28 protein-coding genes and 2 riboswitches are annotated in these 26,849 nt (G+C 68.0%); of the genes, 20 read left to right on the top strand and 8 right to left on the bottom strand.

Going from position 1 to position 26,849, the window contains the following annotated elements; all coding sequences use genetic code 11:
• Positions 1-715, bottom strand: a 715-nt coding sequence (locus ACT4N8_RS11260; protein ID WP_444858218.1) for a PAS domain S-box protein, incomplete at its 3' end; no start/stop codon positions are given.
• Positions 716-971: 256 nt separating this feature from the next.
• Positions 972-1,083: riboswitch (glycine riboswitch) on the top strand.
• 3 nt (positions 1,084-1,086) lie between these two features.
• A riboswitch (glycine riboswitch) is annotated at positions 1,087-1,201 on the top strand.
• Between the two features lie 64 nt (positions 1,202-1,265).
• Here ACT4N8_RS11260 and gcvT point away from each other — a divergent pair.
• From gcvT to ACT4N8_RS11225, 7 genes are read left to right on the top strand one after another with little or no spacing between them, the layout of a single operon-like run.
• Complete coding sequence (gene gcvT / locus ACT4N8_RS11255) at positions 1,266-2,378, top strand: glycine cleavage system aminomethyltransferase GcvT (protein WP_444858217.1); 1,113 nt, start codon at positions 1,266-1,268, stop codon at positions 2,376-2,378.
• Positions 2,378-2,749 (top strand): glycine cleavage system protein GcvH, encoded by a 372-nt coding sequence (gene gcvH / locus ACT4N8_RS11250; protein WP_444858216.1) that lies wholly within the window; start codon positions 2,378-2,380, stop codon positions 2,747-2,749. Before gcvT ends, gcvH begins: the two co-directional genes overlap by 1 nt.
• Positions 2,750-2,762: 13 nt before the next feature.
• On the top strand, positions 2,763-3,545 hold the full coding sequence (locus tag ACT4N8_RS11245; RefSeq protein ID WP_444858215.1) for a class I SAM-dependent methyltransferase: 783 nt from the start codon (positions 2,763-2,765) through the stop codon (positions 3,543-3,545).
• Between the two features lie 14 nt (positions 3,546-3,559).
• Entirely contained in the window at positions 3,560-4,921 is a 1,362-nt protein-coding gene (gene gcvPA, locus ACT4N8_RS11240; protein ID WP_444858214.1) for an aminomethyl-transferring glycine dehydrogenase subunit GcvPA, read from the top strand.
• Positions 4,918-6,525 (top strand): aminomethyl-transferring glycine dehydrogenase subunit GcvPB, encoded by a 1,608-nt coding sequence (gcvPB, locus tag ACT4N8_RS11235; protein ID WP_444858213.1) that lies wholly within the window; start codon positions 4,918-4,920, stop codon positions 6,523-6,525. The genes gcvPA and gcvPB overlap by 4 nt, the downstream gene beginning before the upstream one ends.
• Positions 6,526-6,543: 18 nt before the next feature.
• The gene (locus ACT4N8_RS11230) at positions 6,544-7,185 is read left to right on the top strand and encodes a TMEM175 family protein (protein ID WP_444858212.1); all 642 of its coding nucleotides are present in this window, start codon (positions 6,544-6,546) and stop codon (positions 7,183-7,185) included.
• Entirely contained in the window at positions 7,182-7,796 is a 615-nt protein-coding gene (locus ACT4N8_RS11225; protein WP_444858211.1) for a DUF938 domain-containing protein, read from the top strand. The genes ACT4N8_RS11230 and ACT4N8_RS11225 overlap by 4 nt, the downstream gene beginning before the upstream one ends.
• A 34-nt stretch (positions 7,797-7,830) precedes the next feature.
• Here the strand turns inward: ACT4N8_RS11225 and ACT4N8_RS11220 are convergent, their stop codons facing one another.
• Genes ACT4N8_RS11220 through ACT4N8_RS11210 form a run of 3 tightly spaced genes read right to left on the bottom strand, consistent with a single transcriptional unit; the run spans position 7,831 to position 9,557 of the window.
• Positions 7,831-8,055, bottom strand: a complete 225-nt coding sequence (locus ACT4N8_RS11220) for a hypothetical protein (protein WP_444858210.1) — start codon at positions 8,053-8,055, stop codon at positions 7,831-7,833.
• A 21-nt stretch (positions 8,056-8,076) separates the two neighbouring features.
• Positions 8,077-8,685 carry a phosphatase PAP2 family protein gene (locus ACT4N8_RS11215; protein ID WP_444858209.1) on the bottom strand — a complete coding sequence of 203 codons (609 nt, stop codon included), beginning with the start codon at positions 8,683-8,685 and terminating at the stop codon, positions 8,077-8,079.
• Complete coding sequence (locus ACT4N8_RS11210) at positions 8,685-9,557, bottom strand: SAM-dependent methyltransferase (protein ID WP_444858208.1); 873 nt, start codon at positions 9,555-9,557, stop codon at positions 8,685-8,687. The genes ACT4N8_RS11215 and ACT4N8_RS11210 overlap by 1 nt, the downstream gene beginning before the upstream one ends.
• Positions 9,558-9,646: 89 nt before the next feature.
• On the opposite strand from ACT4N8_RS11210, the gene ACT4N8_RS11205 reads away from it, so the two are divergent.
• The 6 genes from ACT4N8_RS11205 to gspK are packed head-to-tail and all read left to right on the top strand — an operon-like array spanning position 9,647 to position 14,044.
• A complete protein-coding gene (locus ACT4N8_RS11205) occupies positions 9,647-10,153 on the top strand; it encodes a PH domain-containing protein (RefSeq protein WP_444858207.1) in 507 nt (168 codons plus the stop codon).
• Positions 10,150-11,643 (top strand): PH domain-containing protein, encoded by a 1,494-nt coding sequence (locus ACT4N8_RS11200; protein WP_444858206.1) that lies wholly within the window; start codon positions 10,150-10,152, stop codon positions 11,641-11,643. Before ACT4N8_RS11205 ends, ACT4N8_RS11200 begins: the two co-directional genes overlap by 4 nt.
• A 26-nt stretch (positions 11,644-11,669) precedes the next feature.
• Positions 11,670-12,116 carry a GspH/FimT family pseudopilin gene (locus ACT4N8_RS11195; RefSeq protein WP_444858205.1) on the top strand — a complete coding sequence of 149 codons (447 nt, stop codon included), beginning with the start codon at positions 11,670-11,672 and terminating at the stop codon, positions 12,114-12,116.
• On the top strand, positions 12,103-12,480 hold the full coding sequence (gene gspI, locus ACT4N8_RS11190; protein WP_444858204.1) for a type II secretion system minor pseudopilin GspI: 378 nt from the start codon (positions 12,103-12,105) through the stop codon (positions 12,478-12,480). The genes ACT4N8_RS11195 and gspI overlap by 14 nt, the downstream gene beginning before the upstream one ends.
• Positions 12,477-13,061, top strand: coding sequence for a type II secretion system minor pseudopilin GspJ (gene gspJ / locus ACT4N8_RS11185; RefSeq protein ID WP_444858203.1), 585 nt, complete (start codon positions 12,477-12,479; stop codon positions 13,059-13,061). The genes gspI and gspJ overlap by 4 nt, the downstream gene beginning before the upstream one ends.
• A complete protein-coding gene (gene gspK / locus ACT4N8_RS11180; RefSeq protein WP_444858202.1) occupies positions 13,058-14,044 on the top strand; it encodes a type II secretion system minor pseudopilin GspK in 987 nt (328 codons plus the stop codon). The genes gspJ and gspK overlap by 4 nt, the downstream gene beginning before the upstream one ends.
• On the opposite strand, the gene ACT4N8_RS11175 is transcribed toward gspK, so the two are convergent.
• The gene (locus tag ACT4N8_RS11175; protein ID WP_444858201.1) at positions 14,041-14,694 is read right to left on the bottom strand and encodes a queuosine precursor transporter; all 654 of its coding nucleotides are present in this window, start codon (positions 14,692-14,694) and stop codon (positions 14,041-14,043) included. The genes gspK and ACT4N8_RS11175 overlap by 4 nt on opposite strands.
• Before the next feature lie 74 nt (positions 14,695-14,768).
• Here ACT4N8_RS11175 and ACT4N8_RS11170 point away from each other — a divergent pair, with 74 nt between their 5' ends.
• Genes ACT4N8_RS11170 through ACT4N8_RS11155 form a run of 4 tightly spaced genes read left to right on the top strand, consistent with a single transcriptional unit; the run spans position 14,769 to position 18,665 of the window.
• Positions 14,769-15,761, top strand: coding sequence for an adenosine kinase (locus ACT4N8_RS11170; protein WP_444858200.1), 993 nt, complete (start codon positions 14,769-14,771; stop codon positions 15,759-15,761).
• Positions 15,758-16,327, top strand: coding sequence for an LOG family protein (locus tag ACT4N8_RS11165; protein ID WP_444858199.1), 570 nt, complete (start codon positions 15,758-15,760; stop codon positions 16,325-16,327). Before ACT4N8_RS11170 ends, ACT4N8_RS11165 begins: the two co-directional genes overlap by 4 nt.
• A 23-nt stretch (positions 16,328-16,350) precedes the next feature.
• On the top strand, positions 16,351-17,670 hold the full coding sequence (locus tag ACT4N8_RS11160) for a NupC/NupG family nucleoside CNT transporter (RefSeq protein WP_444858198.1): 1,320 nt from the start codon (positions 16,351-16,353) through the stop codon (positions 17,668-17,670).
• Between the two features lie 44 nt (positions 17,671-17,714).
• Positions 17,715-18,665, top strand: coding sequence for an isopenicillin N synthase family dioxygenase (locus ACT4N8_RS11155; protein ID WP_444858197.1), 951 nt, complete (start codon positions 17,715-17,717; stop codon positions 18,663-18,665).
• Here ACT4N8_RS11155 and ACT4N8_RS11150 read toward each other — a convergent pair.
• Together ACT4N8_RS11150 and ACT4N8_RS11145 are read right to left on the bottom strand one after the other, a co-directional pair.
• Entirely contained in the window at positions 18,662-19,132 is a 471-nt protein-coding gene (locus ACT4N8_RS11150) for a hypothetical protein (protein WP_444858196.1), read from the bottom strand. The genes ACT4N8_RS11155 and ACT4N8_RS11150 overlap by 4 nt on opposite strands.
• Entirely contained in the window at positions 19,129-19,605 is a 477-nt protein-coding gene (locus ACT4N8_RS11145; RefSeq protein WP_444858195.1) for a cytidine deaminase, read from the bottom strand. Before ACT4N8_RS11145 ends, ACT4N8_RS11150 begins: the two co-directional genes overlap by 4 nt.
• A 291-nt stretch (positions 19,606-19,896) precedes the next feature.
• Between ACT4N8_RS11145 and ACT4N8_RS11140 the strand changes: the two genes are divergently transcribed.
• Positions 19,897-23,352 carry a TonB-dependent receptor gene (locus tag ACT4N8_RS11140; RefSeq protein WP_444858194.1) on the top strand — a complete coding sequence of 1,152 codons (3,456 nt, stop codon included), beginning with the start codon at positions 19,897-19,899 and terminating at the stop codon, positions 23,350-23,352.
• 102 nt (positions 23,353-23,454) lie between these two features.
• On the opposite strand, the gene ACT4N8_RS11135 is transcribed toward ACT4N8_RS11140, so the two are convergent.
• Positions 23,455-24,912, bottom strand: coding sequence for an AMP nucleosidase (locus tag ACT4N8_RS11135; RefSeq protein WP_444858193.1), 1,458 nt, complete (start codon positions 24,910-24,912; stop codon positions 23,455-23,457).
• A gap of 137 nt (positions 24,913-25,049) precedes the next feature.
• On the opposite strand from ACT4N8_RS11135, the gene ACT4N8_RS11130 reads away from it, so the two are divergent.
• Positions 25,050-25,250: a hypothetical protein gene (locus tag ACT4N8_RS11130; protein WP_444858192.1), complete on the top strand. Its 201-nt coding sequence runs from the start codon at positions 25,050-25,052 to the stop codon at positions 25,248-25,250.
• Positions 25,251-25,314: 64 nt separating this feature from the next.
• The gene (locus ACT4N8_RS11125) at positions 25,315-26,655 is read left to right on the top strand and encodes a dicarboxylate/amino acid:cation symporter (protein WP_444858191.1); all 1,341 of its coding nucleotides are present in this window, start codon (positions 25,315-25,317) and stop codon (positions 26,653-26,655) included.
• Positions 26,656-26,849: the final 194 nt, after the last annotated feature.

Here is a 26,849-nt window from a genome sequence, read left to right as displayed (position 1 = left end):
CCTCGACAAGACGGGTCAGCGACGTGGCCTTTCCTTCGACAAGCTTTCGCTGCACCATGTGCCTCACGCTCTTTAGCGTGTCGCTTGCGCGGGCGATGGCGGCTTCAGCCGCTTGTAAAGCCGCGTGCACTTCCGCAGGTGCGTCTTTGACGAGCTTCTTACTCAGCCGCTGACTTGTCCGAATGTAATTCATGGCCGCGGTGAGCGGCTGGCTCAGCTCATGAGCCAGCGCCGAAGCCATCGCGCCCATCGCCGCGACGCGGGAAAGATAAGTCACCTCGCCCTCGAGCTGCTTGAGCCTTGCCTGAGCTTCCTTCTGCGCAGTGATGTCGATCAGGAGTGCCAGCGATCCAGTAAGCTCGCCCTCATCGAACAGCGGGGTTGTATGGTATAGGAACTGGAAGCGCGATCCGTCCGGCCGTTCGCCGGTCAGTTCACCGCCGCGGATCGACGTCTTCGTGTGGAGCGAAGTCGCTACTGCGGATTCTTCCGGAGCCACCTCGACGCCGTTCTCGTCATAGATTTTCCACATGGCGCACCAGGTGTCCCTCCCGATCAGCGGCGTGCGCCCGGCGAGGCGCAAACATGCCTCGTTGAAGTAGTTGATCTTACCATCCACTCCGATCGTGAAGATTGCCTCCGGAACCTGGTCAAGAATGTAATTCCTGGTTTCGATGAGAAGCTGCTGATCCGCCATTGAGAGCTCAGTCTGCATCGAACCGTTACCTCCTCGCTAGGAACCGTATTGCATCTGAGGCTTGGTTAATAGGGGGTCCGATTAGGGCTAGATACTGCTTGAGGCCCGGCGACGTGCCAATCCCCAGGCCACTTCGGTGCCGTTGCAGCCTTTGCTACGACACATTCCGTTCGGCTCAGATGTCCGCTTTCCACCCATTGCGGACGCGCGACCTGAGCATCGGCACCGAGGCTGATTGACTCGCGTCATTCGCTCCGCCATGCCCGCGCCGTCCCTAGGACGCGCGGGAGAGTCCCTCCTTCGCCCGGATCGTCTCCGGGCGATGGCGGGCGCCGAAGGAGCAACCGCCCCCGGAATCTCTCAGGCAAACGGACCGCGCGGACTGGACGCTCTGGAAAGCGCCTGCCTCGCCCTTCGGGCATCGGGGGTGGGCCACCGAAGGGGTAACCCTCCGTCGCCCTTGCGGGCTATGGCGGGGAAAGCTCTCAGGTCCCGGCGACAGAGGGGGTATTGGAACCTTTCCGGCCGCTCGTGCGGTCGGTCCGATACTTGAAGCCGGAGCACGGGCATGAGCGACGATCAGGCAGACCCGCTTCCCCTCGACGGCTGGCACCGCCGGCTGGGCGCGCGCATGGTCCCCTTCGCGGGCTATAAGATGCCGATCCAATATGAGGGGATCATCGCCGAGCATAAGTGGACTCGGGCGAGCGCCGGGCTGTTCGACGTGAGCCACATGGGCCAGCTGCTTATCGGCGGGCCGGAGGCGGAGAAGGGGCTGGAGGCGCTGCTTCCCGCCGACCTCGCCATCCTCAAGGATTCGAAGCCCAAATATTCGCTGCTGCTGACCGGGGACGGCGGCATCATCGACGACCTGATGGTGACGCGGCGCGGCGAGCATTTCTACATGGTCGTCAACGGCGCCACCAAGGCGGGCGACATCGAGCATATGGAGGCGAAGCTGCCGCGCGGGGCGGTGCTCGACCATATGCGCGAGCAGGCGCTGCTGGCGCTGCAGGGGCCGAAGGCGGTGGACGCGCTCGCGCGGCTGGCGCCCGGGGTCACGGAGCTGACCTTCATGACCGCCGCGGCGTTCGAGCTCGACGGCATTCCGGCCTGGATCAGCCGCTCGGGCTATACCGGCGAGGACGGGTTCGAGATTTCGGTGCCGGCGCGCGCCGTGGAGGCGCTCGCGAACGCCCTGCTCGACCAGCCGGAGGTGCGTCCCATAGGGCTCGGCGCGCGCGATTCGCTGCGGCTCGAGGCGGGGCTGCCACTCTACGGCCACGATCTCGATTTCACGACGACGCCGGTCGAAGCCGACCTCGTCTTCGCGCTCTCGAAGCGGCGGCGCGCGGAAGGTGGCTTTCCGGGCTGGCACCGGATCGCCAAGGAGCTCGCCGACGGCCCGATCCGCAAGCGCGTCGGCCTGTTCGTCGAGGGGCGCCAGCCGGTCCGCGAGGGCGCGATGATGGTCGACGCCGAGGGCAACGAGGTCGGCAAGGTCACCTCGGGCGGCTTCTCGCCCAGCCTCGAGCGGCCGATCGCGATGGCCTATGTGCCGACCGCTTATGCCGTGCCGGGGACCGAAGTGACGCTCGCCCAGCGCGGCAAGCTCTTCCCGGCGAAGGTCGCGGCGATGCCCTTCGTCCCCCACAATTATCGTCGCAAGGGAGCCCAGTGATGAGCGTCTATTACACCAGGGAGCATGAGTGGGTGCGGATCGAGGGCGATCACGCCATTGTCGGCATCACCGACTTCGCGCAGGGCCAGTTGGGCGACATCGTCTTCGTCGAGGTGCCCGAGGCGGGCAAGAGCGTCACCAAGGGCGGCGAGGCCGCGGTGGTCGAATCGGTCAAGGCAGCGAGCGACGTCTACGCGCCGGTGAGCGGGACGGTGACCGAGGGCAATCAGGCGCTGGCCGACCAGCCGGACCTGGTGAACAGCGATCCGGAAGGGGAGGGCTGGTTCTTCAAGCTCACCCTCTCGGACAATCACGAGGTCAGCGAGCTGATGAACGGCGAGCAGTACAAAGACTATTGCGAGAGCCTGTGAGCAGCACACGCAAATGGTGAACGTCACCTCTCAATGGTCGGCGGGCGACTATGCCAAAGCGGGCGCCTTCGTGCCGGCCTTGGGGGAGGCGGCGCTGCAATTGCTCGCGCCGCAGCCGGGCGAGCTGATCCTCGACGTCGGCTGCGGCGACGGCGTGCTGACCGAGCGGATCGCAGCGGCGGGCGCGCGGGCGATCGGGATCGACAGTTCGGAGACGATGGTCGAGGCGGCGCGGGCGCGGGGCGTGGACGCCTTCGTCGCCGACGCCGAGGCGCTGGACATCGAGGGGCAGACCGCGCGCTTCGGCCAGTTCGACGCGGCTTTCTCGAACGCGGCCTTGCACTGGATGACAGACGCCGACGCGGTGGCGACGGGCATCTTCGCCTCGCTTCGCGCCGGCGGCCGCTTCGCCGGGGAGATGGGCGGGGCGGGCAATCTCGCCACCCTGCGCGCGGCGCTCCGCGAGGAGCTGACCGGGCGTGGCTATCCGATGCCGGAGCGGGACCCGGCCTGGTATCCCGACGTCGAGGAATTCACCCGCCTCTATTGCGTCGCCGGCTTCAGCGAGGTCCGCGCCGAATTGATCGCGCGGCCGACGCCGCTCGCCGAGGGCGTGACCGCCTGGGTCAAGACCTTCCGCGCCGGCTTGCTCGACGTGGCGATGGTGCCCGAATGGGAGCGCGACGAGATCGGCGCGGCGGTCGAGGCGCGGGTCGCTCCGGCGCTGCGCCGGCCAGACGGGATCATCGCCGCCGATTATGTCCGCCTGCGCTTCTCGATGGTGAAGCCGGACTGAGCCTGGAGACCTGAATGCGTTACCTACCATTGTCCGAGTCCGACCGGACGCAGATGCTCGCGGCGATCGGGGCCAAGTCGATCGACGATCTGTTCGTCGACGTGCCCGCGGCGGCGCGGCTCGATGGCACGATCCACGGCCTCCCCGATCACGCTTCCGAGCTCAGCGTCGAGCGGCAGCTGGGCGCGATGGCGCGGATGAACGTGGCGGCGGGGGACGGGCCCTTCTTCATCGGCTGCGGCGCCTATCGCCACCACATCCCGGCGAGCGTCGATCATCTCATTCAGCGCGGCGAGTTTTTGACCAGCTACACGCCCTATCAGCCCGAGATCGCGCAGGGCACGCTCCAGGTCCTGTTCGAGTTCCAGACGCAGGTCGCGCGGCTGTTCGGCTGCGACGTCGCCAATGCGAGCATGTACGACGGCTCGACCGCCTGCTGGGAGGCGATCGCGATGGCGCGGCGGGTGACGCGGCGGGGCAAGGCTTTGCTCTCGAGCGGGCTTCATCCGCATTACGTCTCGGTCGCGCGGACGATGGCGAAGTTCACCGGGGACGTGCTCGACGTACGTGCGCCGAGCCTGAGCGGAGAAACCGACGCAGCGGAGCTGCTCGACCGGATCGACGGCGAGACAAGCTGCGTCGTCGTCCAGTATCCGGACATACTCGGCCGGATCGGTGACATGTCGGCGCTCGCCGAACGCGCGCACGAGAAAGGCGCGCTCCTGATCGCGGTGGTGACCGAGCCGGTCGCGCTTGGGCTGCTCAAGAGTCCGGGCGAGATGGGCGCGGACATCGTCGTCGGCGAGGGCCAGTCGCTCGGCGTGGGCCTCCAGTTCGGCGGGCCCTATTGCGGCCTCTTCGCCTGCCAGGAGAAGTTCGTCCGGCAGATGCCCGGGCGGCTCGCCGGCATGACCCAGGACGCGGAAGGCAAGCGCGGCTTCGTGCTGACCCTGTCGACCCGCGAGCAGCATATCCGCCGCGAGAAGGCGACCTCGAACATCTGCACCAGCTCGGTGCTCTGCGCGCTCGCTTTCACCATGCATCTGACTTTGCTCGGCGAGGCGGGCCTGCGGAAGCTGGCCGAGGCGAGTCATGACCGCGCCTGCTATGCGGCGGAGAAGCTGACCTGGCTGCCCGGCGGCGCGCGGCGGCTCAATCGAACCTTCTTCAACGAGTTCACCATCGTGCTCGGGCAGGAAGCGCGGCCGGTGGTGCGCGAGCTCGCCCAGCGCGGCATTCTCGCCGGCGTCTCGCTGGGGCGCCTCTATCCGGACGCGCCGGAGCTGGCGAACGGGCTGGTCCTCGCCTTCACCGAGACCGCGACGCGCGAGGATATCGACGCGCTGGACGCGGCGCTGCGGGAGGTGCTGGCATGAGCGCGAATCCCGGCGGCTGGCGGCCGCAGACCCCGGAAGTGTCGGAGACGAAGGCGGAGACCTTCACCGGAAACCGCGCGCTGATGCTCGAGGAGCCGCTGATCTTCGAGATGGGCCGGGAGGACGGCTGCGGCGTCGACCTGCAGCCCGCCTACCTGGCCAGCGCGGTCTCGTCGCACCATGAGGGCGAGCTGGACGAGGTCTACCATGGCTTGCTGCCGCTTCGGCGAGAGGCGCCGATCGGGCTGCCCGGCCTCTCCGAACCGGAGATGGTGCGGCACTATACGCGCCTCAGCCGGCAGAATTATGCGATCGACCTCGGCCTCTTCCCGCTCGGCTCGTGCACGATGAAGCACAATCCGCGGCTCAACGAGAAGGTCGCGCGGATGCCGGGCTTCGCCGATATCCACCCGCTCCAGCCGGTCGACACGGTGCAGGGCGCGCTGAAGGTGATCGACGAGCTCGCCGGCTGGCTGGTCAAGCTCACCGGGATGCACAGCGTCGCGATGAGCCCGAAGGCGGGGGCGCACGGCGAACTCTGCGGCCTGCTCGCGATCCGCTCGGCGCTCGAGGCGCGGGGGGACCCGCGCGCGGTGGTGCTGGTGCCGGAGAGCGCGCACGGCACCAATCCCGCGACCGCGGCCTTCGCCGGCTACCGGGTCGAGGATATTCCGGCCACGGCCGCGGGCCGGGTGGACCTGGAGGCGCTGAAGGCGCGGCTCGGGCCGGACGTCGCGGCGGTGATGATCACCAATCCCAATACCTGCGGCCTGTTCGAGCCGGACATGATCGCGATCTCCGAGGCGGTGCACGCGGCGGGGGCCTTCGTCTATTGCGACGGCGCCAATTTCAACGCGATCGTCGGCCGCGTCCGCCCCGGCGACCTCGGCATCGACGCGATGCACATCAACCTCCACAAGACCTTCTCCACCCCGCATGGCGGCGGCGGGCCGGGCTCGGGGCCGGTGGTCTTCTCCGAAGCCTTGAGCCCGTTCGCGCCATTGCCCTTCGTCGAAAAGCGGGGCGATCAATACGCGCTGGTCGAGGAGGAGACCGCGGGCGAGCATCATGGGTCGAGCTTCGGGCGGATGACCGCCTTCCACGGCCAGATGGGGATGTTCACCCGCGCGCTGTCCTACATCCTCAGTCACGGCGCGGACGGCCTCAGGCAGGTCGCGGAGGACGCGGTGCTCAACGCGAATTACGTGCTGCGCGCGCTGGACGGCGTGCTCGACGCGCCGTTCGCGGCGAGCGGGCCGTGCATGCACGAGGCCCTGTTCAGCGACAAGGGCTTCGCCGGCGGCCTCACCACGCTCGATCTCGCCAAGGCGCTGATCGATGAGGGCTATCATCCGATGACGATGTATTTCCCGCTCGTCGTCCACGGCGCGATGCTGGTCGAGCCGACCGAGACCGAGAGCAAGGCGGGGCTGGACCAGTTCATCAGCGCGCTGAAGAGCGTCGCCGAGCGGGCCAAGGCGGGCGACCAGAGCCTCAAGGCCGCCCCGGTCCACGCCCCCCGCCGCCGCCTCGACGAGACGCTCGCGGCGAGGAAGCCGATATTGGTCTATAAGGAGCTGGGAGCCGCCGAAGCGGCGGAGTAGCGGCCGGAGGGGAAGGGCATGACAAGCCGGCTCGACAATTTCACCGACGCGGCCTTCGCCTTCGCCGTAACCTTGCTGGTGATTGGCGGGAGCGAGGCGCCGAGCGACTATGCGATGCTCTCGGCGGCGGTTGCCGAGGTCCCCGCCTTCGCGATCGGCTTCGCGATCATTGCGATGTTCTGGTTCGCCCATGTCCGCTGGCGCGGCTTTCGCGGCGAGGGCGACTGGCTGTCGGTGCTGCTCAGCGTGCTGCTCGTCTTCCTGGTGCTGATTTACGTGCAGCCGCTCCGCGCGATGGCGCGCTCGTTCAGCAGCTTCCTCGGCGGCGGCGGCACGCCCTTCGTCGGCGACCTCGGCGACCTCTTCTTCATCTACGGGCTCGGCTTCGTTGCGATGGCGGCGACGACCGCTGCTTTGTTCCGCGAGGCGCGGCGCAATCCGGAACTCGACGCCGGGAACCGTCATGCGGCGCAGGGCGAGACTCGGATCTGGCTGATCCTGGTCGCCACCGGGCTTGTCTCGGTCCTCCTGAGCCGGTTCGAGGCGACCGAGAATTTCGCGCCGCTCGCTTATGCGACCTTGCCGGCAACGATCGGCTTGTTCGTGTGGCGCTGGTTCCGCGAGGCGCGGTTCGCGGCGGTGGCCGGGACGGAGGAGTGACCGCCTCGGAGGCCGACGCGCGTCGTTCGGCGCCGCATGTCGCGCGCAATGCGGGTCCGATCGCGGAGGTGCTGCGCAGCGTGCTGCCCGAGCGCGGGCTGGCGCTCGAAGTGGCGAGCGGGACGGGGGAGCATATCCTCCATTTCGCGCGCGAATTCCCGGAATTGCTCTGGCAGCCGAGTGATCCCGAGCCGGCGTCGCTGCGCTCGATCGAGGCGTGGCGAACCGGGGCGGGCGTCGCCAATCTGCTCCCCGCCGTCGCGCTTGACGCGCGGGCGGCGGAGTGGCCGGTCGGGGCGGCCGACGCAGTTCTCTGCATCAACATGATCCATATCAGCCCCTGGGCGGCGACCGTCGGACTGATGCGCGGCGCCGGGCGGCTGCTGGCAAGCGGGGCGCCGCTCTATCTTTACGGCCCCTATCGTCAGGCCGGGGTCGAGACCGCGCCCAGCAACGAGGCGTTCGACGCGAGTCTCAGGGCGCGCGACCCGGAATGGGGACTGCGCGAGCTGGAGGCGGTGGTCGCCGAGGCGGAAAAGCACGGCTTCCGGCTGGAGACGGTGGTCCCGATGCCGGCGAACAACATTTCCGTTGTGCTCCGGAAGGAGTGAACCCTCTCCCCGGCGGGGAGAGGGGGGTTGGGTTTCAATTCCGGTTGGGTAAGGTCGGCGTGTCGCCGCCTTTGGGCCTGTCGCTGCCGTGGACGCGGGTGACAGCGTCACCTTCGTCGCCGCCGCTGCCGATCTCATGCTCTTCCTCGGCGCGCGAGGCGATGTCGCGGGCGAGATTGCCGCCGGAGACGCCGCTCTGACCGGGCGCATCCTCGGCGCGGTCGATAATCTCGCTGTCGTCGGGGCGGGTCTTGTCCATGGCGATTCTCCTTCACCCGCATCAATGAGCGGCGGAAGGCGCCGTTCCCTCCGCCACACCATGGCCAGCGAGGCGCAGGATGAGCAGGGTCCAGAACAGGCCGAAGCTCCAGCCGGCGATGACGTCGCTCGGCCAGTGGACTCCGAGCATCACCCGGCTGATTCCGACCGCCAGCGCCAGCCAGACCGCGCCCCAGACCGCGAAGGCCCGCATCCGCTCCGAGCGCGGCAGGAGCAAGGCGAGGCCGAGCCAGACCAAGGTCGCATTGGCGGCATGGCCGCTCGGGAAGGCGAGCGTCTCGACCGCGACGAGCGGCTCGTTCGCGTCTGGCCGCAGCCGCTCGGTCCATTCCTTCTGTAGCTCGACCAGCAGGCGGCCCGAGAGGGGGAGCGCGGCCAGCAGCAGCGCGCTCCGCCACTCGCGGCGCCAGAGCAGCCAGGCGGCGCCAGCGGCGGTGGCGGCGATCAGGACGGGAAAGCCGCCCAGCTCGGTCAGCCAGCGCGCTACCTCGGTGACCGTAGGATCGCGCCCCGCATAAGCGACGAGGAGCAGGCCGCGATCGAACTCCATCCCGCCGAAGAGCAGCATCGCCGCCCAGGCGAGCGCGAGGCCGACGAGCGCCAGATACATCAGCCGGTCTTGGTCGCTGTCCAGCGGTGGCGCGGATTGGTCGAGACGATGCGATCCCCCTCGATCCGGCCCTCGAATTCGCGCCGCCGCCCGCCGAGATGGGTGACGAAGCGGATGACGTCGCCCGCGATCCGCCCCTGCGCAATCCGCCCGCTCTCGCCGCCGGCGCCGGTCAGCGTGCCGCCGACCAGCTGGAAGCTTTGGTCGAGCTGGAGCGTGCCGCCGCCGCCGTTCGAGTTCAGCCGCCACGTCCCTTCGGCCCGGGCCGGGACGATCCACATATAGATGCTCGCGGTGCCGACCTGCTGGCGCTGGTCGTAGCGCCAGTCGCCCATGTCGAAATCGTGGCTGACGACGCGCGTGCCGGGCCGCATCTCGGCGAGGATGCGCGGGCGCAGCCTCGCGTTGATCTCGCGCGAGAGATAGAGCGTCAGCACGTCGGCGCCGCTTATCGGGGTGCGGAACAGGTCCTGCTGGCGGAAGCTGACCCGGTGCGCGACTCCGGCCGCCTGGGCGTTGGCGTTCGATTCGCGGATGCGGATCGGATCGATGTCGACGCCAAAGCCCTGCGCGCCATGGCTGCGCGCCGCCGCGATCAGGATGCGGCCGTCGCCCGAGCCGAGGTCGACGACCACGTCGTTCGGACGCACTTGGGCCATGGCGAGCATCGCGTCGACCACCTCGTAGTCGCTGACGACATAGGGCGCGTCGAGCCGCGGCCGCGCCTTGACAAAATCGGCCGGGTTGAATTCGGCGGGGAGCTGCTGGGCGGGCTCGGGCGCGCCGGGACGCAGCAGCAGCCAGGCGACGAGGAGGACGAGGCCGATTCCGGCCCCGGTCAGCAGCGCGCGCAGGAAGGAACGGGACCTCATTGGCGACTCGAACGCATCATGGCGGCCCTCTTTCCCTGTCTTTCCTTGAATGTCACCACACCCTAAGTCCGGGATGGGAGGGCGATGGTGTGACCACAAGCGAAATGACCGAAGGAGCGGCGGCGGGGGCGGCGATGACCCCGCTCCATCCGGACCAGAAGAAGGTGCTGCGCATCCGCACCCTGCTCGCCTTGCCGGTGCTGCTCGTGCCGGCCTTCGTCCTCGACGCCGGGCCGCTGCGCGAGACGGCCGTGCCCTTCGGGCTGGTCCTAGGCCTGGCCGCCTTGCTCGGGCTGCTCGCCCTCGTCGCGCTGCCGCTGCGGCGTTACCGCGCCTGGTCCTATCGCGAGGAGGAGGATGAACTCCACATCCGCCACGTCCTGTTCTTCCGGATGCTCACCGTCGTTCCCTTCGGCCGAGTCCAGCATATCGACGTCGCGCAGGGGCCGATCGAGCGGCGCTACGGCCTCGGCACCTTGATCCTCCACCCCGCCGGCACGCGCGGCGCCGCGGTGCCGCTGCCCGGCCTGCCGCACGAGGAAGCGGGGCGGATGCGCGATCGGATCCGCGCCAAGATCCGCCAGGATCTGGTGTGAGCGAGACCGGCGACGCGCCGCGCCGGCTGCATCCGGCGACGCTGGCGGTCCGCTGGCTGAAGGTCATCCCGCAGGCCGCGGCCGGCATCGTCGCGGCGGGGATCGGCATCGCGAACAGCGGGCGAGGGCTGTGGCCGATCCTGCTGATGGTGGGAATCGCCTCGGTTGTCGCGCTCTTGTTCGTGCTGCTCGCCTGGTGGCGTTTCACCTACACGATCGCCGCGGGCGAGATCGTGATCGAACGCGGTATCCTCCACCGCCAGCGCCGGGTGATCCCGTTCGACCGGATCCAGGACATCGCGATCGAGCAGCCTCTGCTCGCGCGGCTGTTCGGCACTGCCCGGGTCAGGATCGAGACCGGCGGCTCGGCCAAGGACGAGGGCAATCTCGACATGATCGCGCTCGGCGACGCCCATGCGCTGAGGGACAGGGTGCGGCGGGGCGCTGCCCTCGCGGCGACGGATGAGGCGGAGACGGGCGAGCCGATGCCCGCTCTGGCCGAGGAGCGCGTCCTCTTCGCGATGGCCTTTCCGCGGCTGCTGCTCGCCGGCCTGTTCAACTTCTCGCTGATCTTCCTCGCCGCGATCATGGCCGTGCTGCAATATCTGGAGCAGTTCAACCTCGTCGACCTGGAGGATCTGGCCACGTCCCGGCGCGCGGACGAGGCGGCGGCGTTCCTGACGATCCAGACCAGCCTGACGCTGGCGGCGCTGATCCTGCTGCTCGGCCTCGTCGCCGGGGTGGTGCGGACGGTGATGCGCGATTTCGGCTTCCGCCTGACCCGTGCCCCGGCGGGCTTCCGCCGGCGACGCGGACTGTTCACCTTGTCCGAGGTGGTGATCCCGCTCCGCCGCACCCAGGCGGCGCTGATCGAGAGCGGGCCGATCGCGCGGCTGTTCGGCTGGCATTCGCTGTCCTTCCAAACGCTCGGCGCGGACCGGAAGGAGGGTGGGGTGCAGGTCGCGGCGCCGTTCGCGCGCATGGCGGAAGTGCTGCCGATCCTTGCCGAGGCGGGCTTCCCGGCCCCGCCCGAGCGCGCGGCCTTTCACCGGATGCCGCGGCGGGGACTGATCAGGCGGGCGGCGCCCTGGCTGGTGCTGGCGGGGATCGCCGCGGCCGCGGCCTTCGCGATCGAGCCCTGGGCCGGGGCGGGCGCCGCCGCGATGACCCTGTTCGCGGTCGGCGCGGTGCTGCGCTGGCGCAAGCATGGCTGGGCGCTCGGCGAACGGGCTTTGTTCGTCTCCGGCGGGCTGCTCAAGCGGCGAATCTGGGTGGTGCCGTTCGAGAAGACGCAGACACTCTGGGTGACGCGCGGGCCGGTGCAACGACCGCTGAAGCTTGCGAGCCTGCTCGTCGACACGGCGGGCGGCTCGCCGCTCAATGCACCGGAGATTATCGATCTCGAGGCCGACGAGGCCGAGACGCTCCAGGCGCGCTTGCTCGCGCTCTTCTATCCCGCGCGGGCGCGTGTGCGGTTGCAACAGGGGTGAAACGGCGCCGCCATAAGCGCGTGCGGATGCGCTCCTCCGAGTCCGGTTTCGAGTCATGGCGGCGTTCCGCCGAACACGGCTTCACGCTCGTCGAGTTGATGGTGGTGATCGTGATCATCGCGCTCGCGGCGACGGCGGTCGCGCTCGCCATTCCCGAGCCGGGCGGCAGCGTGCAGGCCGAGGCCGAGCGCTTCGCCGCCCGCGCCAAGGCGGCGCGCGACAATGCGATCGTCGAATCGCGCCCGGCGATGCTGCAGGCGGGACCGGGCGGCTACGACATCGCCCGCCGTTCGGGCGGCGCCTGGCAGCCGCCGGTCCATTACGACTGGGGCGAGGGCACCGAGGTCGCCGGCGGCAGCACCCGCTTCGATACGACCGGGCTCGCCGAGCCGCTGACCGTGACCTTGCGCCGCGGCGGCCGTGCCGCCTCGGTCGAGATTCGCGGCGACGGGACGGTCCATGTCCGGCGGTAGGCCTCACGAACAAGGCTTCACGCTGAGTGAGATGCTGGTCGCGCTGGCGATCTTCAGCTTGGCGGCGCTCGCCCTACTCCGTCTCGGCGGCGCGACCGCGGCGAACAGCGCGCGGCTGAACGAGCAGGCGATCGCCCAGCTCGTCGCCGGCAATATCGCGGTCGAGACGCTGACCGATCCGGGCCCACCCGCCTTCGGCAGCGAGACCGGCCAGGCGGTCAATGCCGGGCGGCGCTGGGCGTGGACGCGCAATGTGATGCGCTCGCCCGAGGCGCGCATCCAGCAGATCGAGATTTCGGTGACCGACATGGGCGGGGGCCCGGGGCGCGCCCGGCTGACGATCTTTCGGCGGGCAGGCGAATGAGGCGGAACGGCTTCACGCTCGTCGAGATGCTGGTCGCGCTGGCGATCTTCGGGATGATCACGGCGGCGGGGGTCGGCCTGCTCTCGGTCAGCGCACGCACCCAAGCGACTTCGGATCGGCTGCTCGCCGAATTGGGCGAGCTCCGCCGCGTCGACGCCCTGCTCACCGCCGCTCTCGCCCAGGCCGCGCCGCGCCGGTACCGCGACCGCGACGGGCGCCCGACCCGCGCCTTCACCGGACGGGGCGGCGACGAGCCGATGCTGCTGATGTTCGTCCGGCGCGGCTGGGACCGGGGCGCCGTGGGCGACGCCGCGGTGCAAAGGGTCGGCTATCGCCTCGAGGGCGGACGGCTCGAGCGGCTCGCCTTCGCCCAGGTCGACGGCGGCAATGACGGCATTGCGATGACCCTGCTGGACGATGTGCGCGCGCTCCGCCTGCGCTACCGCGACGATCGCGGCACCTGGCGCGAGGTGTGGGACGAGAGCGACCCGCTGCGGCTCCCGGTCGCTGTCGAGCTGATCACCGATTCCGAGCGGCACGGCATGGTCCGCCAGCTCTTCGTCGTCGGGACCGGGCGGTGAGGCGGCCCGTCCCGCCGGGCGAGCGCGGCGCGGCTTTGCTCGCGGTGCTGCTGCTGGTCGTGGTGACCGGGGCGCTCGCGGCGGCGGCGATCGAGAAATGGCGGCTGTCGCGCGCGATCGCGACCAATGTCGTCGCGCTCGAACAGGCGCGCGCCCACGCGCAGGGCGTCGAGCAGCTCGTTATCCTGACCATCGACGACATGATCGCCCGCCAGCCGGAGCGAACCACCAACGCCGGCGGCTGGAACGGGGCGGTGCGGCGCATTCCGATGCCCGGCGGCGCGCTCGCCGAGGCGCGGATCAGCGACGGTCGCAATTGCGTCAGCCTGTACAGCGTCGCCGAGGGCGATCCGCGCACCCGGCTGACCCGGCGCAATACCGGCGTGGCGCAGTTCACGGGGCTGATGATCGCGCTGGAGGTGCCCGAGGCGGAGGCGCGGCGGATCGCCGAGGCCGCCGCCGACTGGGTCGACAGCGACGCCCGGGCCGGGCCGCTCGGCGCCGAGGACGGCGCCTTCCAGGGCGGCGATGCGCCCTACCGCACCGCCAACACTCTGTTCGCCGATATCGGCGAGGCCCAGTCGCTGGCCGGGATGACGCCCGAAACCTATGCCCGCCTGCGGCCGTGGCTTTGCGTGATGCCGAGCACCGAATTGTCGCCGATCAACGTCAACACCCTGCTCCCCGAGCAGGCGCCGCTGCTGGCGATGCTCGCGCCCGGCCAGATCGATCGCCAGCGCGCGGCGCGGATCATCGCGGCGCGGCCGGCGGGCGGCTGGGACAATCTGGTCGATTTCTGGCGCACCGAATCGCTGAGCGAGCTGGCGATTCCCCTGGACGCCCAGCTCCAGCCGCAGATCCGCACCCGCTGGTTCGCGCTCGACCTGCGCGTCACCCTGCTGGACAGCGAATATAGCGAGAGCGTGCTGATCGACGCCCGCATCCAGCCCTCGCGCGTCGCGCTCAGGCGTTGGACGAACTAGCCGCGCGCGTCGAGCCGGCGGCCGAGCGCCACGAAGAGGTAGATGAGCGGCGGCACCATCACGATCGAAAGCACCACCTTGGCGAGCATCTGGCCGAGCAAAAGCTCGCCGATCGGGAAAACGCCGTAGAAGGCGATCGAAATGAACAGGAACGTGTCGACGATCTGCGAGAGCACGCTCGCCACTCCCGCGCGCAGCCAGAGCAGCCGGCCGCCCTCGCGCTTCAGCTTGGAGAAGATCAGGACGTTGAGGATCTGGGAAGTGCCGTAGGCGACGATGCCGCCGATCCAGATGCGCGGCGTCGCGCCCATCATCAGCTCGAAGGCGGCGAGCCGCTCGGGCGCCATCTCCTCGGAGGCCGGCACGTTGAGCACGAGCATCGTCAGGAAGATCGAGAAAATCAGCGGCACGAAGCCGACCAGCACCAGCTTGTTCGCGGTCGCGCGCCCGAACAATTCGGCGGTCGCGCTCGAGGTGATGACGAGGAAGAGGAAGGCGAAGATGCCCGCCTCGACCGCGAGCGGCCCCAATGCGACCTGTTTGTTGCCCAGCACGCCGGCGATGCAGACCATGCCGCCGTAGAAGATCGCGAACCAGAAGAGGGAGCGGGGATAGACGGGCGCGGCCGCCGCTTCGGGTGCTGTGCTCATTGGGGATGCGTAACCGCTTTGCGGCGATGCAAAAAGAGGCTTTCCGTTGCCGCGCGATCTCGTATCAAGCGGCGGTGAGCGGGACCCGTCTGGACGTGCTGGCGATCGGCGATGCCGTGGTGGACGTGATCGCCACCGCGACCGACGATTTCCTTGCGGCAGAGGGGCTCACGAAGGGCTCAATGCAGGTGCTCGACGCCGACGGCGCGACCCGGCTCTACGCGCAGATGCGCCAGGCCCGCGAGACCAGCGGCGGCTCGGCGGCGAATACGATGGCCGGGGTGGCAGCGCTGGGCGGTCGCGCCGGCTTCGTCGGCCAGGTCGCCGACGATCAATTGGGCGAGATTTTCACCCACGACATCCGGGCGCTCGGCGTCGAGTTCCTCACCCCGCCGAAAAGTGGCGGCGAGCCGACCGGGCGCTGTCTGATCCTCGTCACGCCGGACGCCCAGCGCACGATGAACACCTTCCGCGGCGCCGCGCACGAGCTTTCGGCGGACGCGCTCGACGCGGACCAGATCCGGGACGCGGCGATCCTCTATCTCGAAGCCTATCTCTGGCGCTCGGCGGGCCCCCGCGCGGCGATGGAGGAGGCGATGCGGATCGCCCACGCGGCGGGGCGCAAGGTCGCCTTCACCCTCTCCGACATCGCCTGCATCAAGCCGCACCGCGCGGAGATGATCGCGATGCTCGAGGCGGGCGCCATCGACCTGCTCTTCGCTAACGAGAACGAGATTCGCGAGCTGGCCGACACGCCTGACCGCGACGCGGCGATCGCCGCGATACAGGCGAAGGTGCCGCTGCTCGTCGCCACCTGCGGGGCCGAGGGCGCGCTCGCGGTTGAGAACGGCCGGGCGGTCCGCACCCCGATCGCCCGCATCGGCAAGGGCATCGTCGACACGACCGGCGCCGGCGACCTCTTCGCCGCCGGCTTCCTCGTCGGCCAGGCGGAAGGGCGGGGGCTGGAGGAATCGCTCCGCATGGGCTCGATCGCCGCGGCAGAAGTGATCTCCCACTTCGGCGCCCGCCCCGAGGCGGACCTCAAGGCGCTGGTCGCCGCGGCATGAGACGCCTTGCCGTCTATTGCGGCTCGTCGATGGGCGCGGACCCCGCTTTTGCCGACACCGCGCGGGCGCTGGGGCGGGGAATGGCGGCGCGGGGGATCGGGCTCGTCTACGGCGGCGGCCGGCTCGGGCTGATGGGCGTGGTCGCCGACGCGGTGCTCGAGGCGGGCGGCGAGGCCTATGGCGTGATCCCGCAGGCTTTGGTCGACCTCGAGGTCGCCCATACCGGCCTCACCGAGCTTCACCTCGTCGCCAACATGCACGAGCGCAAGGCGCTGATGACCGATCTCACCGACGCCTTCGTCGCGATCCCCGGCGGGATCGGCACGCTCGACGAACTGTTCGAGGCGTGGAGCTGGAACGCATTGGGCTATCACGCCAAGCCGTTCGCGCTCTTGAACGTCCACGGCTTCTGGGACGGGATGATCGGCTTCCTCGATCATGTCACCGCCTCGGGCTTCATGTCCCCGGCGCGGCGCGCGCAGTTGCTTGTCGCGGAGGATATCGAGGGCGTGATCGAAATGCTGGACTTGGCGATCGGGGCGGCGGAAAGAAAGATGGTCTGGTAGGGCCAGGCTTCGGGGGGAGTGGGATGAACTTTCTGATCGGCTTCGTCGGCGTCGCGTTGATCCTGTCCATCGCGGTAGCCTTCTCGTCGAACCGCAGGTGGATTCGCCTCCGCGTCGTCGGCGCCGCTTTCGCGCTCCAGGCTCTTTTCGCTGTGCTGACGCTTTACAGACCAGCCGGGCACGAGACAGTGAGCTGTCGCTACTTCAACGTATTCAACGGTATCGCCTTCCAAGACTACTTTCGGTCAAGCGGGCACGAAGCAATCACGTGCATGTCGACGGGGGTCTCGAACCTGCTCGGCTATGCCTCGGCGGGCACCGCCTTCATCTTCGGCCCGCTCGCCGCGCCCGAGGTCGGCGGCAACAGCTTCGCGATCGCGGCGCTCCCCGTGATCATCTTCTTCGCCAGCCTTATTTCAATCCTATACTATCTCGGCATCATGCAGCTGATCATCAAATGGGTCGGCGGCGGGATCCGGCTGATCACCGGCATCACCCGCGTCGAATCTTTGGGCTCGGCCGCGAACATCTTCGTCGGCCAGTCGGAAAGCCCGCTGGTGATCAAGCCCTATCTCGCCAATCTCACGCCCGCGCAGCTCTTCTGCATCATGACCGTCGGCATGGCGGGCGTCGCCGGCACCATCCTCGGCGCCTATGCGATCATGATCGGCGAGCATCTCCTGCCCTACCTCCTCGCGGCCAGCTTCATGTCGGCGCCGGGCGGCATCCTCATGGCGAAGATCATCATGCCCGACGATCCGCAGGCGCGCGATCTTGAGCCGGAGCCGGTCGACGAAGGCGAGCATGGCGAGGAGAAGCCGGCTAACATCATCATGGCGGCGGCGATGGGCGCGCAGACCGGCGTCAAGCTCGCGGTGGCCGTGGCGGCGATGGTGCTCGCCTTCGTCGCCCTTGTCGCGCTCGCCAACGGCCTGCTCGGCGGTGTCGGCGGTTGGTTCGGCTATCCCGATCTGTCGTTCCAGCAGATCGTCGGCTGGATCTTCCAGCCGGTCATGTACCTGATCGGCGTGCCGTGGAACGAGGCGGGGGCCGCCGGCGGCCTGTTCGGCACCAAAGTCGTGCTCAACGAGTTCGTCGCCTTCAGCCAGCTTTCGGCGGCGGGCCTTTCGCCGGCGACGGTCGCGATCGTCACCTTCGCGCTCTGCGGCTTCGCCAATTTCAGCTCGATCGCGATCCAGATGGCGGTGACCGGCGGCCTCGCCCCCAATCAGCGGCCGATGATCGCCCGGCTCGGCCTCAAGGCCCTGCTCGCCGGCTCGCTCTCCAACCTGATGAGCGCCGCCCTTGCCGGGCTCATCCTGGGCGCGACCGCGGCGGGCTGACGAGTCGCATTGGCTTCGCCCCGGCGAAGCGCTATTTCGCGGCCATGGACACGCTCGCCCCGACCAAGGCCGTCGCCTCCGTCTCGCTCACCGACGCGGACCGCGATCCCCAAGGCTTCTCGCAGGAATTGGGCCGCTCGTTCGAGCGCTACGGCTTCGCCATCGTCGCCGATCACGGCATTCCCGACGCGCTCATCCAGCGCGCCGAGGAGAAGGCCAAGGCGTTCTTCGCTTTGCCGGACGAGGTGAAGCGCCGCTATCATCTCGCCGGGAAGGGCGGGGCGCGCGGCTATACGCCGTTCGGGATCGAGACCGCCAAGGGCGCGACCCATTACGATCTCAAGGAATTCTGGCACGTCGCCCGTGAGCTGCCGCCGGGGCACAAATATGAGGATTCGATGCCGCCCAACGTCTGGCCGGCGGAGATCGAATCGTTCCGGGCGACCTTCCTCGAGCTGTTCGCCGCCTTCGACCGGACCGGGGCCAAGCTGCTTGAGGCGATCGCCCGCTATCTCGGCCTGCCGCACGATTATTTCGTCGACACCGTGAAGGACGGCAATTCGATCCTCCGCCTGCTCCATTATCCGCCGATTCCCGGCGACGGCCCGAACGTCCGCGCCGGCGCGCACGAGGATATCAACACGATCACCTTGCTGCTCGGCGCCGAGGAAGCGGGGCTGCAATTGCTCGACCGCGACGGCGACTGGGTGCCGGTGACGCCCAGGCCCGGCGAGCTCGCCGTCAATATCGGCGACATGCTGCAGCGGCTGACCAACAACGTGATGCGCTCGACCACCCACCGGGTGGTCAACCCGCCGCCCGAGCGGCGCGGGGTCTCGCGCTACTCGATGCCCTTCTTCCTCCACTTCCGCTCGGATTTCCTGATCGAGACGCTCCCCAATTGCATCTCGGCCGAGCGGCCGAACCTTTATCCCGAGCCGATCACCGCAGACGACTATCTTCAGGAGCGGCTGAGGGAGATCAAGCTGGTCTAGCTGGCGGCCGCTGCCTCGTCCGGCAGAAACAACAACCCAATCCGCATCGTCGCCCAATAGGCGAATGCGGCTCCGACACCCGACAACGTGAAGATCAGCGGTATCAGCGCGGGCTGGTCACGCAATTCAGGTCCCTGCGCGATGGTGGCGACAACGTGCGGCCATGGCAGCGCGACATAGCAGAGCAAGCCGGCGATCGCGCCCGTCGCAGCCCAGGCCCAGGCGCGGCGCGCCTGTGGACGCGAATCGCCGACGCACCAGAGGGTGAAACCCGCGAGGACGGTCGGGATGATGAGCCATTTCAAACCCAGCACGACGCCCCCGCCGGACAGGAAGAAGCCAAAGATCAGCCCAGCAGGTCCGGCGGCCGCGGCGGCGAACAGCAACGTCCCGAGAACGCCGGCGATCGCGCCGGATGCCGCTCCGGCGGCCAAGTGGATGAGGACGAGCGCGACACTGAACCTCACCCCGCATCCTTCAGGCTGGCCGGGCCGAAGCCGAGCGGGATCAGCTCCGAGATGCGGCTGACGATCGCTTCGGTACCGTCGCCGTTGGCCGAGGTGATTTCGAGATCGCGGCCCGAGACGTGGGCGGCTTCGAGGATCGCCTGGCGGCAACCGCCGCAGGGGGTGACGGGGGCGTTGCCGGCGAGCGCGCCATCGGGCCCGACATGACCGCCGGCGACCGCGACGCGGGCGATCTTGTCGAGTCCGAACGCTTGCTGGGCGGCGGTGAGCGCGGCGATCTCGGCGCAGATGCCGAGCCGGTAGCAGGCATTTTCCATGTTCGCTCCGACCACGATCTCGCCATCCACGGACTCGATCGCGCAGCCGACGCTGAACCGCGAATAAGGCGCGTAGGCGGCGAGCGCGGCGGTGCGCGCGCGGGCGATCAGGGCATCGGAGGAGGCCGCGTTGGCGGGGCGATTCGAGTCGTTCATGGCGGCGATCTTATGGGCCGTGCCGGCTTCTGGGTAGCGGCGGCGGCGAGGACTTCGCCCAATTTCGGCGGATCGGCCTCAAGCCTTTGGTTTTAAAGGCAGACGGTCGCCGCATGTGGGCGGCGCGCCACAGTCGGATCGATTCGTTGTGCGGCGCAATAGGAGTCTTGATGTTGTCACCGAATCGCCCTTAGATGCCGGGCAATCGATTGCGGCGGGAGCGTGCTTTTGGAGTCGCGCCGCAACCGGGGGGTCAAGGGCTTTCCGCCCGATAATTGGGGATCACAACAGATGAGAATTTTTCCGCTCCTGTGCGCGACGACCGCGCTGGCCTTGCCCGTTGCCGCTTATGCGCAGAACATCACCTCGAGCGTCGAGGGCCAGGTCACCACGGCGGACGGGACGCCGGTCGCCAATGCGACCGTGGAGGTCACCGACACGCGCACCGGCGCGGTCCGCACGCTGAGCACCGATTCGGAAGGCCGCTTCGCGGCGCGCGGCCTCACCGTCGGCGGTCCCTATAGCGTGACCGCCAACGCCTCGGGCTATCAGGGCCAGACCGTCGAAGGGCTGATCACCTCGATTCAGGGCGCGACCACGCTCACCTTCGCGCTCGACGCCGCGGCAGCCGCGGGCGACGAGCAGGCGATCGTCGTCACCGCGACGCGCACGAACGTGCAGCTCCGCGCGATCGGCCCGGGCACCGCCTTCGGCGAGGCCGTGCTGGAAAACGCGCCGAGCTTCAACCGCGACGTTCGCGACGTGATTCGCATCGATCCGCGCGTCAGCCTCGACCGCGAGGACGCCGCCACCGGCGGTTCCGGCGCCGACCGCATCTCCTGCCTGGGCGGCAACGACCGCGGCAACAGCTTCACGGTCGACGGCATCAGCCAGGGCGATATTTACGGTCTCAACGACACCGGCTTCTCGTCGCGCAGCTCGACTCCGCTCCCCTATGCGGCGGTGCGCGAGACCCAGGTCCAGTTCGCGCCGTTCGACGTCGATTACGGCCAGTTCACCGGCTGCGCGATCAACGTCGTCACCCGCTCGGGCTCCAACCAGTTTCACGGCGGCGCCTTCTTCGAATATTCGAACAACAGCCTGCGCGGCGATTTGGCCGGCGGCCGCATTGTCGGCCCGATCGAGGCCGACAAGCGCTGGGGCGTCTCGCTGGGCGGACCGATCATTCCCGACCGCTTGTTCTTCTTCGGCGCCTATGAGCATCAGGAGGCCGGCTCGTCGCAGGACGACGGCCCGGTCGGCGGCGGCTTCGCCAATGAGGTGAGGGGCGTCACCCAGACGCAGTTCGACCAGTTCACCGAGATACTGAACCGGGTCTACGGCATCGACACCGGCGGCGTCGTCCGCAGCCGGCCGTTCACCAACGACCGCTGGTTCGCTCGGTTGGACTGGCAGATCAACGAAGATCACCGCCTCGAGCTCACCTATCAGCGGCTCGAGGAATCGACGCTGCGCTCGGACGACTTTTTCACCGGCAACAGTCCCAACGTCGTCGGCCTCAACACCTTTTATCTCAGCGGCACCGAGTCGAACTATTATGCGGCCCGTCTCTACTCGCAGTGGACCGACCGCTTCACCACCGAGCTGCGCTATTCGCGCTCCGACATCCAGGATCTCCAGGATCCGTTCGGCGGCGGCGAGGCGCAGTCAGCCAATCCGATCCCGCGCATTCTCGTCGGCATCGACAATCCTGCCGGCACGCCGGATGCGACCGTCCTCGCCGGCCCGGGCAACTCGCGCTCGGCGAACGATCTCCGCACGCGGCTGGAGCAGTATCGCGCCGTCGCCAATCTCGAGGCCGGCGACCACCAGTTCAAGGTCGGCTTCGAATGGAATCGCGCGAACATCTTCAACCTGTTCGTGCAGAACGCGACCGGCACGCTCGTCTTCCGCAACTTCACCGATCTCGAGGCGGGCCTGCTCTCGCCGGGTTTCGGCAACAACCAGACGTCCACTTTCCCCAACAACGTCATCGCCGGCAACACCGAAGGCGCCTTCGGCAACTTCTCGCGCACCGGGGACGTCAACGACGCGGCGGCGCGGTTCACCCGCAGCATCTATTCGGCCTTCATCCAGGACGAGTGGCGGGTGTCCGACCAGCTCAACATCGTCGCGGGCCTGCGGCTCGACTGGTTCTCGGGCGGGCGGCCGGACCTCAATCCGGTCTTCCAGCAGCGCTACGGCTTCGGCAACGACACCGGCTTCAACGCGCTCGACCCGATCCTGCTGCCGCGCGTCGCCTTCACTTACGAATTCAACGATTTCGCCGTCTTCTCCCGCGCCCAGCTGCGCGGCGGCGTCGGCATCTTCTCGGGCGGCGATCCGTTGGTCTGGTTCGGCAACGCCTTCCAGAACAACGGCTTCGGCTTCGCAACCGGCAGCACGCAATCGGCCAATTGCGGCCTGGCGCCCGGTCAGCAGCTCGACGTCGTCGCCGGCGGCGCCTTCACTGGCGTGCCAACCTGCATCCGGCAGGACGGCATCGACCAGGCCGCGCGCGGTCTAGGCGATGCCCAGTCGATCGATCCCGATATCCGAATGCCGAGCGTGATCCGTGCCAGTCTCGGCTTCCAGTCGCTGCTCAACTTCACCGACTCCGGCTTCTTCAGCGGCTGGCGGCTCAACCTCGACTATATCTACAGCCGCTACCAGGACCCATTCACGATCGTCGACCTGTCGCAGACGCCCAATCCGGCCCTGGGCCTCAACGGCTTCACCGTCGACGGCCGGCCGATCTACCGGGCGATCGACCCTAACGTCGCCGGCTGCACGGCGGAACTCGTCGATATCACGCCGACTCCGGTGTATCAGAACGTCAATGCGGTCTGCTTCAACACCGGCCGCGACGACGAACTGATGCTGACCAATTCCGACGGCTATTCCAGTCACAATGCGTCGATCATCCTGTCGAGGAATTTCGACGGCGGCATCTTCACGCCGGGCGGCTCGACTTTCGTCACGATGGGCTACGCCTATACGAACTCGCAGGACCGGCGGAACCTGTTCAACTCGACGGCGGGGTCGAACTACGATCTCACCGCCGCCTTCGACCGGCAGAATCCGGACGCCTCGCGCGGCTTTTACGAAAGCCGGCACAACATCACCTTCTCGACCAGCTTCCGCGAGCAATTCTTCGAGGATCTGGACACACGCCTCAACATCACCTTCGTCGCGCGCTCGGGTCGGCCTTACAGCCTGACCTTCGGCGGCGGCGGCGTGTTCAACGACAGCGCGTCGGGGAACAACAACGCCCTGCTCTACATCCCGACGGGGCCGACCGATCCGAACATCTCGCCAACGTCCAACGCTGCGGCGGTGACCGATCTGGTCGCATTCGCCAACTCGCTCGGCTGCGCGCGCGACTATATCGGTCGGTCGATCGATCGGAACACCTGCACCAACGACTGGTATTTCGATCTTGATCTCAGCATCTCGCAGGAGCTGCCGGGGCCGGGCCGCCTGTTCGGCATCGGTGGGGTACGGGATACGATCCGGCTCTACGCGATGTTCGACAATTTCCTGAACTTCCTCGACAGCGACTGGAACGTTCAGCGCCGCCGCAACTTCGCGGGGCTTCAGGACGTCGCGTCGCTCGGCGGCGTCGATGCGCAGGGCCGCTACATCATCACCGGCTTCAACGGCGTAACCGACTTCAACAACGACAATTTCGTCAACGTGTCGTCGTCCGTGTGGCGGATCAAGGTCGGCATCTCCTACGACTTCTGAGGAGAAGTCTCGACACGAAAATGGGCCGGCCGCGATCGTCGCGGCCGGCCTTTTCTTTGACGAAAGTCGATCGGCAACGCCTTTGGCGGAACGGCGCCACCCTTATCGGAAGGGCGGCTCGTCGAAGGCGCGCAGCTTGCGCGAATGGAGCTTCGCCCCCTCTCGCTTCAGGATGCGCAGCGTCTCGATGCCGATCATCAGATGCTGGCTGATCGCCCGCTCGTAAAAGGCGTTGGCCTGGCCGGGCAGCTTGATCTCGCCGTGCAAGGGTTTGTCGGAGACGCAGAGCAGGGTGCCGTAGGGGACGCGGAAGCGGTAGCCCTGCGCCGCGACGGTCGCCGATTCCATGTCGATCGCGACCGCGCGCGACTGGTTGAAGCGCAGCGCCGAGAGGGTGAAGCGCAATTCCCAATTGCGGTCGTCGGTGGTGACGACGGTGCCGGTGCGGAGGCGATGCTTCAGCTCCCGCGGGTCCTCGCCGGTGACCTCGATCGCGGCGGCGACGAGCGCCTGCTGAATCTCGGCGATGGCCGGGATCGGCACCTCGACGGGGAGTACGTCGTCCATGACGTGATCGTCGCGCAGATAGGCGTGGGCGAGGACATAGTCGCCGATCGTCTGGCTGGGGCGGAGCCCGCCGCAATGGCCGATCATCAACCACACTTCGGGCCGAAGCACCGCGAGATGGTCGCAGATCGTCTTGGCGTTGGAGGGGCCGACGCCGATATTGACCAAAGTGATGCCCTCGCCGCGCGGGGCGATGAGATGATAGGCCGGCATCTGGTGCCGCCGCCAGCCGCCCTCGGTGACCTGAAGCACCGCGTCGGGCGTGTCCTTGGTGACATGGACCCCGCCCGCCGCCGAGAGCGCCTCATAGGGGCTGTCGGGCTTCTGCAGCTCCTCGACCGCCCAGCGGACGAACTCGTCGACGTAGCGGACATAATTGGTGAAGAGCAGATAGCGCTGGGTGTGCTCGGGCGGCGTCCCGGTATAGTGGCGCAGGCGGGCGAGGCTGAAATCGACCCGGGGCCCGTCGAACAGCGAAAGGGGGCGTGACGCGTCGGGCGGCTGGACCCATTCGCCGTCGGAAATCTCATCGCCGATATTGGCGAGCTCGGTGGTCGGGAACCACAAGGCGACCTCGGCCTGCTGCTCGCGGTCGAGCCTCAGATCGTCGGTCGCGTCGAGCACGTAGGGATAGGGGATTTCGCTCGCGGAGCGGCCGACCGAGACGTCCACCTCATAGTCGCCGAGCAGATAGGTGAGCTGCTCGGTCAGATATTTGCGGAACAGGAACGGGCGGGAGATGCTGGTCGCATAGCGGCCCGGGGTGTTGAGCCGGCCGAAAGCGCGCGCCGGCAGGCCGATCTGGGTGCCCATCCGGTAATCGATGCGAAGCTCCGGATAGGCGAACAGACCGTCGAGACGCTCGGCCGGATTGGGCCGCTCGCCGGTCTTGAGGAAACGCGCCAGCGCGCTCCTCAGATTGGCGACCGATTCATCGTAGATCGCGCAAAGCTGGTCGATCAGCGCCGGTATGTCTTCGATGCGCGTGGCCAAATCCGCTGCCCCCAAAACTCGTTTTCATATCCCTTCGCCGAAGCGGCGGCCTTGTCAAATCGACACCGGTTTTCGCCCGCTCCGGAAAAAGCGACAGATTTACGGTTAACGCGAGACTAACCATGTGGGAGGCACGCATGGCACAGCGGCAGTTTCGCTACCGCACGACGGTTTTGACCGGCCCCTGGCGGGGCTCGTTCGATCAGGCCGTGGAGGATGCCGCGCGCGCCGGCCAGATCCTGTTCGAACAGGACAAGCAAAGCGACTTTCGCTGGGTGGTGCCGGGACAGATCGAGCAGAAAGGCGGGGCCGAGGTCCGCGTAAGCCGCCGGATCTAGGCTCGGGTTTCCGCCCCTGAGGGCGAGCCGTTGCGCCGCCGCGCAAATCCGATAGTCATGGCGCATGGCCGTCGCCACCGACTATGCCGTCGCCGCCGCGCCGCGCCGCTTCCGCCTCGCAGGGCAGCTCTACGTCCAGGTCCTGGTCGCGATCGTGCTGGGGGCGCTGGTCGGCCACTTCTGGCCGAACGTCGGCGAGGCGCTGAAGCCGCTCGGCGACGGCTTCATCAAATTGGTCAAGATGATCATCGCGCCGGTGATCTTCCTCACCCTCGTCACCGGTATCGCCGGCATGGCGGAGATGCGCAGCGTCGGGCGGGTCGCGGGCAAGGCCTTCGCCTATTTTCTCTTCTTCTCGACGCTGGCGCTGATCGTCGGCCTGATCGTCGCCAACGTCGTGCGGCCGGGGGAGGGGATGAACGTCGATCCCGCCCGGCTCGATGCGAGCGCGATCGCGAGCTATAGCGAGCGAGCGCACGAGACCAGCGTCACCGGCTTCCTGCTCGACATCATCCCCACCACGATGGTCTCGGCGCTGACCGAGGGCTCGATCCTCCAGACCCTGTTCGTCGCGATCCTGTTCGGCATCGCCTTGTCGCTGGTCGGCAAGCCCGCCGCGCCCGTGCTCGACATGCTCGAGCGGCTCAGCCTCGTCGTCTTCCGGCTCGTCGGGTTGCTGATGCGCGCGGCGCCGATCGGCGCGTTCGGCGCGATCGCCTTCACGATCGGCGCCTACGGGATCGGGACTCTCGCCAATCTCGGCGCCCTGGTCGCGACCTTCTATCTGACCTCGCTGATCTTCGTCCTCGTCGTGCTCGGCACGGTCGCGCGGCTGAGCGGCTTCTCGATCCTCGCCCTGATCCGCTATCTCAAGGCCGAGCTGCTGCTCGTCCTCGGCACCTCCTCGTCGGAGGCGGCCTTGCCAAGCCTGATCGAGAAGATGGAGCGGGCCGGCTGCGCCAAATCGGTCGTCGGGCTGGTCGTGCCGACCGGCTATTCGTTCAACCTCGACGGCACCAACATCTATATGACGCTCGCGGCCCTGTTCATCGCCCAGGCGACCGGGATCGAGCTGACGCTCTGGGACCAGATCGCACTGCTGCTGGTGGCGATGGTGAGCTCGAAGGGCGCCGCCGGCGTGACCGGGGCGGGATTCATCACTTTGGCCGCGACGCTTTCGATCGTCCCCACCGTGCCGCTCGCCGGCATGGCCCTGATCCTCGGCATCGACCGCTTCATGAGCGAATGCCGCAGCCTCACCAACTTCATCGGCAACGCCGTCGCGACCATCGTCGTCGCCCGCTGGGACGGCGCGCTCGACCGGGAGAAGCTCGCCAATGCTCTTTCGCGCCCGCCAAAAGGCCTCGCCGAGCCGCCCGATGAAGGCGAGCTGGCAGAGGACTGAAAAATAAGCGGAGGCGCCGCAAGCGCTGGTGACCCCTACGGGACTCGAACCCGTGTTTTCGCCGTGAGAGGACTAAGGTGTGAACTGACGTGGACGTCTGTGGACGTACATGGACATTGAAAATAAAAGAGATTCGTGAAATTCTATCCTGGCGCGTCCGTCCCCATTCAGGTAGGTATATTGGGGAAAACGTC

This window comes from Sphingosinicella sp., assembly GCF_052387495.1.
Classification (GTDB): domain Bacteria; phylum Pseudomonadota; class Alphaproteobacteria; order Sphingomonadales; family Sphingomonadaceae; genus Allosphingosinicella.
This window is presented reverse-complemented; position numbering and strand designations above follow the sequence as displayed.

What these genes read in the sequence shown, in the direction of transcription:
- gcvT (WP_444858217.1), top strand. Translation starts at nt 1,266, where the DNA reads ATGAGCGACGATCAGGCAGACCCGCTTCCCCTCGACGGCTGGCACCGC.
- gcvH (WP_444858216.1), top strand. Translation starts at nt 2,378, where the DNA reads ATGAGCGTCTATTACACCAGGGAGCATGAGTGGGTGCGGATCGAGGGC.
- ACT4N8_RS11245 (WP_444858215.1), top strand. Translation starts at nt 2,763, where the DNA reads ATGGTGAACGTCACCTCTCAATGGTCGGCGGGCGACTATGCCAAAGCG.
- gcvPA (WP_444858214.1), top strand. Translation starts at nt 3,560, where the DNA reads ATGCGTTACCTACCATTGTCCGAGTCCGACCGGACGCAGATGCTCGCG.
- gcvPB (WP_444858213.1), top strand. Translation starts at nt 4,918, where the DNA reads ATGAGCGCGAATCCCGGCGGCTGGCGGCCGCAGACCCCGGAAGTGTCG.
- ACT4N8_RS11230 (WP_444858212.1), top strand. Translation starts at nt 6,544, where the DNA reads ATGACAAGCCGGCTCGACAATTTCACCGACGCGGCCTTCGCCTTCGCC.
- ACT4N8_RS11220 (WP_444858210.1), bottom strand. Translation starts at nt 8,055, where the DNA reads ATGGACAAGACCCGCCCCGACGACAGCGAGATTATCGACCGCGCCGAG.
- ACT4N8_RS11215 (WP_444858209.1), bottom strand. Translation starts at nt 8,685, where the DNA reads ATGTATCTGGCGCTCGTCGGCCTCGCGCTCGCCTGGGCGGCGATGCTG.
- ACT4N8_RS11210 (WP_444858208.1), bottom strand. Translation starts at nt 9,557, where the DNA reads ATGAGGTCCCGTTCCTTCCTGCGCGCGCTGCTGACCGGGGCCGGAATC.
- ACT4N8_RS11195 (WP_444858205.1), top strand. Translation starts at nt 11,670, where the DNA reads ATGCGCTCCTCCGAGTCCGGTTTCGAGTCATGGCGGCGTTCCGCCGAA.
- gspI (WP_444858204.1), top strand. Translation starts at nt 12,103, where the DNA reads ATGTCCGGCGGTAGGCCTCACGAACAAGGCTTCACGCTGAGTGAGATG.
- gspJ (WP_444858203.1), top strand. Translation starts at nt 12,477, where the DNA reads ATGAGGCGGAACGGCTTCACGCTCGTCGAGATGCTGGTCGCGCTGGCG.
- ACT4N8_RS11175 (WP_444858201.1), bottom strand. Translation starts at nt 14,694, where the DNA reads ATGAGCACAGCACCCGAAGCGGCGGCCGCGCCCGTCTATCCCCGCTCC.
- ACT4N8_RS11165 (WP_444858199.1), top strand. Translation starts at nt 15,758, where the DNA reads ATGAGACGCCTTGCCGTCTATTGCGGCTCGTCGATGGGCGCGGACCCC.
- ACT4N8_RS11160 (WP_444858198.1), top strand. Translation starts at nt 16,351, where the DNA reads ATGAACTTTCTGATCGGCTTCGTCGGCGTCGCGTTGATCCTGTCCATC.
- ACT4N8_RS11155 (WP_444858197.1), top strand. Translation starts at nt 17,715, where the DNA reads ATGGACACGCTCGCCCCGACCAAGGCCGTCGCCTCCGTCTCGCTCACC.
- ACT4N8_RS11145 (WP_444858195.1), bottom strand. Translation starts at nt 19,605, where the DNA reads ATGAACGACTCGAATCGCCCCGCCAACGCGGCCTCCTCCGATGCCCTG.
- ACT4N8_RS11140 (WP_444858194.1), top strand. Translation starts at nt 19,897, where the DNA reads ATGAGAATTTTTCCGCTCCTGTGCGCGACGACCGCGCTGGCCTTGCCC.
- ACT4N8_RS11130 (WP_444858192.1), top strand. Translation starts at nt 25,050, where the DNA reads ATGGCACAGCGGCAGTTTCGCTACCGCACGACGGTTTTGACCGGCCCC.
- ACT4N8_RS11125 (WP_444858191.1), top strand. Translation starts at nt 25,315, where the DNA reads ATGGCCGTCGCCACCGACTATGCCGTCGCCGCCGCGCCGCGCCGCTTC.